The sequence below is a fragment of the uncultured Arenimonas sp. genome (genome assembly GCF_963976025.1).
In the GTDB taxonomy this organism is placed as follows: Bacteria; Pseudomonadota; Gammaproteobacteria; order Xanthomonadales; family Xanthomonadaceae; genus Arenimonas.
Window position 1 is genome coordinate 1 of sequence record NZ_CAXBJS010000120.1, and the last position, 8232, is coordinate 8232.

Sequence of the window (8232 nt, forward strand, 5' to 3'; positions counted from 1 at the left end):
ACTCGTGCTCGAACTCTTCGGCGACCAGGTGGAATTCCTTGACGCCGCCGTTCATACGGTGGGGCAGGGACCAACCGTTGAGCGTGCGCACCTTGCCGTGGGCGCGACGCGCCGGCGGCGCGCTTTCGGTCGTGGTGCGCGCGGCCGGCGCGGTCTGGGCGAGGGCGGGCAGGGCGGCGGCACCGGCCAGGCCGGCACCGGCGCCGATCAGCAGCTTGCGTCGGGACAGGCTCATGGGTTGGCTCCGTGGTGGTGGTCGTGTTGATCGGATGGCGTTTCGTCTTCGGACTTTTCAGGCACGTCTGCCGGTTCCGGGGCCGCCGGCATGTCGTGGCCGGAATGGTCCATGCCTTCGTGTCCGGAGTGATCCGTTTTCGCAGGCTCCGCGGGCGGTGGCGTTTCGTGCATCGAATGGTCCATGCCTTCATGCATCGAGTGGTCCATTTCTTCAGCTTCGGCAGGCTTGGCGTCCTCGTGCATCGAGTGGTCCATGCCTGCGTGCGCGGAGTGGTCAATGGCCGGCGCTTCTTCCGGGCCGAGGATTTCCTCCAGCGACGGCGTGCGTGCATCGATGCCGGCGTCGCTGGGCAGGCGACGGCCGACCAGGCGGGCCAGCTCGACGCGGGCCAGCCAGTAGTCGCGCACGGCCTCCAGGTAGGCCTGGTAAGCGTCGTATTCGGCGACCTTGGCCTGGATCAGCTCGAACACGCCGATCAGCATGAAGTTCTGCCGCTCCTGCTGGCGCGCCACGATCGATTCGCGCTGCGGCACCAGGGCCAGCCGGTGGGTGTCCACCACCTCGCGCAGCGCGGCCACGGTCTGCGCACCCATGCGCACGCCGTTGTCGGCGGCCAGCTCGGCCTGCTGCACGCGTGCCAGCGCTTCCATGAGCCGGGCTTCGGCGCGGGCCAGCTTGGCCTGGCCCTGGTTGAAGATCGGCAGCTCCAGCGATATCTCCGGCCCCTGCAGGCGGGCGCCGTCGGCTTCACGCTCACGCTCGTAGCCGATTTCGCTGCCGCCGAACCAGCGCAGGGTGCGGGTCAGCCCCAGCGCATCGGCCAGCACCTCCGCTTCGGCGCGGGCGGCGAGCACGGCGAGGTTGCCGTCGTTGGCCAGGCGGGCCAGTTGCTCCGGATCGTCTTCCGTCGGAACCGGCAACGGCAGCGAATCGCTGGCTTCCCAGTTTGTTTCTTCGCCGCGCAGGCCCAGCAGGGTATGCAGCGCAAGGCGGTGCCGACCCGCGTCGGCACGGGCCTGCAGGGCTTCGATATAGGCCTGGCTGGCGGCGGCCTGCTCCTGCGCCAGCTGCAGCGCGCTGATGTTGCCGGCGGCATGGAAACGCCCGGCCAATTCGGCGCTGGCCGCGGCCGCGTCGCTGACCGCCTCGCGCATGCCCGCGACCTGGCGGGCGGTGACGTAGGCGTACCAGGCCGCTTCGACGTCGGCGACGGTGTCGAGCACCGCGCCGGCGACGTCGTATCGCGCCCGGTCGTAGTCGGTGGCGGCCAGTCGCGCCTTGGCGGGCAACAACAGCAGGTCCAGCAGCGGCATCGACAGGCCGGTGGTGCGGTTGTGGCCACCGCCGTCGATCGACATCCGCTGGAAGGACAGCCGCGGGTTCTCGATCTCCACCGTCTCCAGCACCTCGGCCCGGGCCAGACCCAGGCGGGCGTAGTGTTCGCGCAGGCGCGGGCTTCGCAGCATCGCCACGCGGGTGGCGGCGTCGAGGGTCATGGGCTCGGAAAGCCAGCGCTCGAGGCTTGCGGCCTCTTCGTCGGTACCGGCCACGGCCGACCAGTCAAGGGCGGGGCCGCCGCGTTCGGCAAGCAATTGGGTGATGTCCGCATCACGCGGCTGCGGCGACAGCGAGGCACAGCCGGCAAGCGCGGATGTCAGGACCAGCGCCAGCAGGGCGCGGGAAGGCAGGGCAGTCATGGAAATCTCCGGAATCGTCCCGGTAAGGGACCCGGCCCGGCAGCAGCCGGGCGGCAGCAGGCGCGGCGGACGGGCGTCCGCCGGGGCCTCAGGCGATAGGAGGTCGGGTAGCTGGCAGTGTCCGCGCCGGCACGTGGCTGACCGTGGCGAACAGGGCGGGCCGGGACCCGGATGCAAACGGTGCCAGCTGGCGCAGGACCATCACGCTGGCCGTGGTGTGCTGCAGGCAGTCGCAGCGACATTCGCCGTCGTCACAGCAGTCGCCATGGCCGGCGGCGTCCGGGGCCGCGTCGACCAGTTCACCGTCCATGCCATGGCAGGGCGCCTGCATCGACAGTTCAGGTTCCGCATGCATTTCCTGGGCAAAGCCGGGCGCCACGCCGCCGGCCACGAGGGCCAGGACGAGCACCAGATACCTCAGGGCGCGAAACAGGGGCATGGCGATAAGTTTACACCTGACGAGTGGGGCCAGCGTGAGCCTTGCCCCCGGGACAAGGTCAAGCAAGCCGGGCGTGCCAGTCGAAAGACGTACTGACGCGGTGCTGCATTTCGATCTCGAGCAGGGTCTGTCCGCTGGGCGACCACATCAGGCCGTATCAGCAGTGCGGCGCGGTCATTGCGGCCCCTGCAGTTCAAGCGGACGATCGCGATGCAGCAGGATCCACTCGGCGTGTTCTTCCAGACAGGCACGGCCCAGGGCCAGCAGCAGTTCGCGCCGTTCTTCGTCCGACGAAGCACGCGCCAGGCGCACACTGCAGCTGGCGAAAAGGCGCGCCATGAACTGGAACTGCTTGATCAGCTCCTTGTCGGCCTTCTTGAAGGAATAGGCCTCGCGGATGCCGGCGATCAGCGGCAGCAGGCCCATGAAGATCACCAGGCCGGCCTGGCTGGCTTCATCCAGACCCGGACCGGCCACCGCCAGCACCAGCGCGCCGCCGAGGCCGGCCAGCAAGGCCAGGCGGCCAAGGCGTTCGGTGTAGAGATAGGCCTTGGCACGCTGCTGGCTGCCGCGGCGGAAATAGTCGAGCTGCCCACCGGCGCCATCGGCATCGCCGACCCAGTTCCGGATCGTCCACTGCAGCCAGCGTGGGTCGGCGGCGGCGCCGCTGTCCTGGACCAGGCTGGTGCCGCGCATCGCGTGGCGGATCCAGCTCAGTTCGACGTCCTGCTTCTGCAGGAAACTGTCGTAACCCAGGCTGCCGTCAGCCGGCACCTGCACGCCCGCAAGGCGCCAGTAGAGCTGCACGCGCAGGCCTTCGGACAAACCGCGGTAGTCGAGGTACTTGCGCTGCCACTGCCGGCGCCTGCCGACCCAGGCCACCGCATAACCGAGCAGGAACAGCCCCAGGAAGGCGATAACCAGTTCCCGGCGAGGCAACAAGTCGGAATAAATGATGAAGGAAAGGCCCATCAATGCGGCGGCCAGATGACTGGCCTGCAGGTTCAGGCGCACCCGCTGGCGAAAATGCAGGGCCAGCCAGTCGGCCGCGCCGAACAGCCGTTCTATGCGGACGATGCCGGCCGGCACGGCGCCTGGCGGGTCGGCGGGAAGCAGGCGAGGGTAGTTGGCCTGGATGGCATGCCAATGGCGCTGGGTATCGGCGTTGAAGGCCGCCATCTGGTTGAAAACCCGGCGATAGGCCTCGGGCAGGCCGCGGGCTTCGGGAGTCGAACCTTCGACCGTCACCCAGTGGGCCGATGCCGGCGCATGCAGCGGCAGCTGTCCGCCCGGAGCCAGACGCCTGGAGCAGGAAAGGTGGAAAACCAGGTCGCTCTCGTCGTCCGCCAGCAGGTTGGGCGCGACGTCGCGTTCGCCCAGCTCGGGCATGACGTTGTCGATATGGAAAGCCACGACCTGACCGGTGCCGCCCAGGGCCGTGCTGGGCCGGCCGTCCCACAGGGCCAGCAGAACCTGGCAGTGCGAGGAAATGAACATGCCCAGCTGGGCGTACTGGCGGTTGCGGGCCTCGCCACGCTGGCGGATGTCGTCGGCCGTGACACCGGGTGCCAGCGGCAGCACGCGGATTTCACTGCCGGCCATGAGTTCGCGGAACTCGGCCAGGGAAGCCGGCGTTTCGAAATCCCGTTCGTATTCTTCAACGGCGAAAGGCAGCGGCACGAACAAGGGCACCGACATGGCCCTGGCGGCACGCGCCGCGATGCGGTCACCACCTTCGGCCAGCGGGTTGAGCATGAGCAGCGGCAGGTCGGGGAAATCGCGCCGCAGGGTCTCGATGAGCCCGACGACACGCGCCTGCAGGGCGGCATGTTCCTCGACCGGGATGTCGCGATGGCCGGTAACACCGATCACCAGGGTCAGGAGGGCATCACGAACCTGTGGCATCAAAAGGAGGCAACCGGTTGGGATCCCGTTCCAATCAACGCAGTCGGGGCCTTTGGGGGGACACCGCTAACTTGACATAATATACATTATGCGCAGTTGTGGCGTCGGTATCGCATTGGTTGCGTTGATGTCGCCACCGATTGTGGCTGCGCGCCTGAGTTTCCCAACTCACGACACCAAATTTGGTTCGAATGCGGCTGCAACTCGTTGGCTTGGGGAGGAAACGGATTTCAGCATCAGATCTTTCCCAGTTCGCAGCGGAACATCTTGATTTACCCTACTCGGCGGCTTCGCCCTGCTTGCGCCGCAGCAACCAAGCTGCGGCCTCCGCGGTCCGAGCCGAGGTGTCCCAGATACAGCGGTACAGCTTTGACTCCTCTTTTTCATATCGGCGCATGGGTACCGGAATCAAGTATGCGGTCAGTTGGGTGTTGGCAGCGATCGCTGCAAGCATCCATGACTGGCCCGGCGGCGGCCGGTTCATGTCTACGAGGGGCCATCCCGGAATTACTTCCGTTTCCGGACACTCCTTCGGAGAAAGCCGCGCAGATTCGTGGATTGCCGTCGTCGTGGTTTGAATAAGCGAAAGTGACAACAGGTGCTCGTACCACCAGGCAACGACCCCACCCACAGCGCCCTCATCTTGATATTCCAAGCTACGCCTCATCTGGTTTACAACTGCCAACAGCCGCACGCAGGTAAGCCCTGACAACCGTCCCTTAGCGACCGACAAAGACGTATCACCCACAAGACTGGTCCCGACGAATACGGTCACGGCCCGAGACCGATATCCGCGTGCTCGAACAGATGCCGGCGGCGGACTGGACTTGTGATAGTCGATATGAAATGACGGGTGCGTCAGCGCCTTCTTCTCCTGCGGTGTCAGGCCCTGGAGCTTTCGCCATCGTCTGTAATAGTGATAGTGATCGCGCACCGCTCGTGACTCGGTTTGGTCCGACTTATCCTGCAGGCGTCTCTCCAATTTTACGAGCCACCGGGACTGCTCAAGTGAGCAAGGAAAATACTTGAACTCCCCAAGCGGCGCATCCACCGCCCTCTTAAACAACTTACACAGCTGGTCAATTTCGGTCTGGCTCGAAATCACCGCGGAGCGCGATAAGCCTGGCAAGCGCGCCTGACTCGAGGCGACGTAGGGCGCCAGTTCCTTAGGCCAGCCCACGCCGGTAACGTCGATCAACGACATCAACGTGCTGCGGTCGGGTTCGACTTCGCCACCGGGACAGGTCGGCGGAACCGCGTACGCATCTGACATCTTTCGACACCAACGAAAATGAGAGGCGACTACCTCGTTCCATCGGTCTGAACTCGCATGCGTGGCCATAACGATGGCGTCAGACTCAGCGAGAACTCGCCTGCAACGCGTGCACGTAAAGGCTTCCATAGGATCATACGGATGAGACAGCCCTCGAAGCTTGCCTCCGCAGTGTCGGCACGAATCGCACAATTCGACTGCGTGAACCGGGCAGCGCAATAGCCACGGCAAATCAAACAAGTGCGAATGGTAACCCTGCTTCAGGCATTCGGGGCAAAAGCGCGGTGGCGCACTGAAGGTAGAAAATAGCGGCTGAAGCGCGCGGGGCCACCAAGCACAGCTGTCAAAAGCCAGCGTCAATTCGGAAGGACGCAAGCGAAGTGTTTTCTCGACGAATCGCTTCTTGATTTTTAAGCGACCCTCCGTATGCAGCGAACTCACAAGCGATTGCAGGTACGCCTGGCTTGGCGTGAACGCAGCCGCCACGTCCTGTGGTTCCAGCACATTAATCTGTGCCAGGCAGCCTAAAAGGCTTAGGGCGGACGGAAACGGCCATGGATGGCGTATGAAAAACAACGGCACGGGTTTGACGGCCTTCACGCCTGGGCACACACTTGATTGTGTAGCAGCGGCCCTTTGAGCCAAGTCACGTCGCTCACCAGGGATGCCTCACTATCAAGAGACTCCGGCTTGGCCAAGACCGAAGAAGCCGGTGGGCTCGATTCGGTTGGTCCCAGCCATGCGGGCAGCCAGCGACTGCTTAGCACCTTCCACGTGCTTTCCTCCGCCCAACTCGAGAATCGATGGGCCATTCGGTGAGCCTATGGCATATCGGAGATCAACCCGCGATAGCGCGCGAAGGCCATGTCCGCTTCGACCTCCGTCGGCACGGGCTGCAAATGTGCCCCGTGCCGCACTCGCCACGCCACGCAATACCACGACCCGAACTCTTCACGCGTCAGCTGGATCCCCGCGCGTGCCAGGTCGTACTCCACCGCCAGTGAATCACTGTGATCGAGCCCCAAGCGACGCAAGTCCGACACTAAAGCATCGGCGTGTTCGGCTGCAAAAGTCGGATCGTCCGGGTGTTGCGCGTAGCTTGACGCCCAAACTAAGCGCTCGCGGTCCGTCAGGGTCTGCCAAGGAAAAAAGGCGCAGCGGTCAGCCATGGGCGCTCCTCCCATGTTTCGGATCGCCGAACGGTCAGCGACCAGCTTCCTATGTTACGCCTGTACGCGAGCGGTGACGAGGTGCTGGCCCAAGAGCGAAACTGGGCTGCGTTCCGCGCGCACCCCGATAACCATGTTGTTCAGCGGAAAGCAGATTCCCCTGAAAAGCCAATCCGAAGACCGTCAGTCCGGCCAACGAAGGCGGGTCATGTCGGTTAACGGCCCCTGTTCTAGATCATTGCACCATGTCTCTAGCCCCCTCTGGCTCAGGCGGTCAACACTTGGCACTAGGAGATCCACTTGCGTGGGTAGTCGCCCAACATCTTCGATTGTGGGGAAATGCCGCGCAATGACAGTCGCCTGTCGGCGCAGCTCCAGCGGCAGGCTGGGGTTACGGCTTATTTGAACGAGAAACCCGCCAGCCCACACAAGGGCTCTGGCTTTCTCATCAGGTGTCGACATGACAGCTCTCCTGGTTCGCTGGCTGGCAATAGTCCCAGCTTGTTGTCTGTCGTACCGCTACTGGGTCAACCCCTTGGAGGCCGGATCCGGCAAACACCTAGAGCTTGACCCGACTTGCGGCCGAGCCACTTCAAAGTGAATTTAGGAAGTTTAGGGCGGTTTAGCCAAAATGAATAAACTTCGGTGGCACTTGTTGTGGCGGGAAGGCGAGGCCGCTACAGGGCCGAGTCCGTTTTCTTGGCCGCGGGCCTGCGTCGCGCAGGCCTCGACGGCTTCAATTGCGCCTTGATCTGCTCATGCAATCGATCCAGTTGGCTCTCGAGGGCCGCTGCACGCGCTGTTGCCGCCGCCTCCCGGCGGCCGACATCTCTGACCTGACCCGATAGTAATGAGAGCCGTGATTCTCCATCCTGGAGCTTGGATCGGAACTCCTTCTCCGCCTGCTGCAGCTGGCGACTCATTCGAGTGCGCTCCTGCCGCAATTGGTCCACTTCGGTCAGCCAACGGTTCTCGGCGGCGCGATGACTTGCCTCTAGGTTCCGCCGGTCAGCGGCTGCCTCTTCCTGTGTCTGGGCTCGCGCGGCCTCCGCTCGCTGCAGCTGGATCGCCAGCTCAGAAGCACTCTTGTCGGCGGCTATAAGGCGGGATTGGAGGTCTGCAATCTGACTGCTTTGCTGGTCGACTAGGCGCTGCATATCCGCTAGACGAACTTGCGTGTCCAGATTGGCCTGCTCTGCACGGTTCTGGGCCAGCTGCGCGGCTGCCAAGGCAGCTGCCATGGCCTGTTTTTCGTCCTCCAGCGCCTGCCGTTCCGCGGTCAGGGCTTCCCTGACCCCTTCGAGATCGCGTTCAACCGCCTCCCCTGCAGCTTTCAGTGCTATTTCCCAGAGAGCAGATGCGGCGTCGACCACCAGAGTGGGCGCGTTCGGGATGGCCGCGGACCGTCGGTGGGCTGCCAGCCTCTCTCCGAGCCCCTGCCACCAGACGTCCAGCATGCGCGTCAGGGTGTTCGGAGACCCAGTTCCGAGCGTGGCCCGGACCCTTTCGAT

General features: G+C 64.3%; 8 protein-coding genes. All 8 read right to left on the reverse strand.

Translation table 11 applies throughout. The features are described from left to right. Window positions 1-235, reverse strand: a 235-nt coding sequence (locus AACZ35_RS09970; protein WP_339828691.1) for a hypothetical protein, incomplete at its 3' end; no start/stop codon positions are given. Further along, window positions 232-1935, reverse strand: coding sequence for a TolC family protein (locus tag AACZ35_RS09975; RefSeq protein ID WP_339828692.1), 1704 nt, complete (start codon window positions 1933-1935; stop codon window positions 232-234). The genes AACZ35_RS09970 and AACZ35_RS09975, both read right to left, overlap by 4 nt. Window positions 1936-2023: 88 nt before the next feature. After that, window positions 2024-2374, reverse strand: coding sequence for a CopL family metal-binding regulatory protein (locus AACZ35_RS09980; protein WP_339828695.1), 351 nt, complete (start codon window positions 2372-2374; stop codon window positions 2024-2026). A 174-nt stretch (window positions 2375-2548) separates the two neighbouring features. Beyond that, window positions 2549-4279, reverse strand: coding sequence for a hypothetical protein (locus AACZ35_RS09985; protein WP_339828698.1), 1731 nt, complete (start codon window positions 4277-4279; stop codon window positions 2549-2551). 277 nt (window positions 4280-4556) lie between these two features. After that, window positions 4557-5483 carry a hypothetical protein gene (locus tag AACZ35_RS09990; protein ID WP_152560322.1) on the reverse strand — a complete coding sequence of 309 codons (927 nt, stop codon included), beginning with the start codon at window positions 5481-5483 and terminating at the stop codon, window positions 4557-4559. Between the two features lie 890 nt (window positions 5484-6373). Next, window positions 6374-6721 carry a hypothetical protein gene (locus tag AACZ35_RS09995; RefSeq protein WP_034220235.1) on the reverse strand — a complete coding sequence of 116 codons (348 nt, stop codon included), beginning with the start codon at window positions 6719-6721 and terminating at the stop codon, window positions 6374-6376. 183 nt (window positions 6722-6904) lie between these two features. After that, the gene (locus AACZ35_RS10000; RefSeq protein ID WP_084695818.1) at window positions 6905-7183 is read right to left on the reverse strand and encodes a BPSL0761 family protein; all 279 of its coding nucleotides are present in this window, start codon (window positions 7181-7183) and stop codon (window positions 6905-6907) included. 215 nt (window positions 7184-7398) lie between these two features. Further along, the coding region (locus AACZ35_RS10005) for a DNA-binding protein (RefSeq protein ID WP_339828707.1) at window positions 7399-8232 on the reverse strand (834 nt) is incomplete at its 5' end.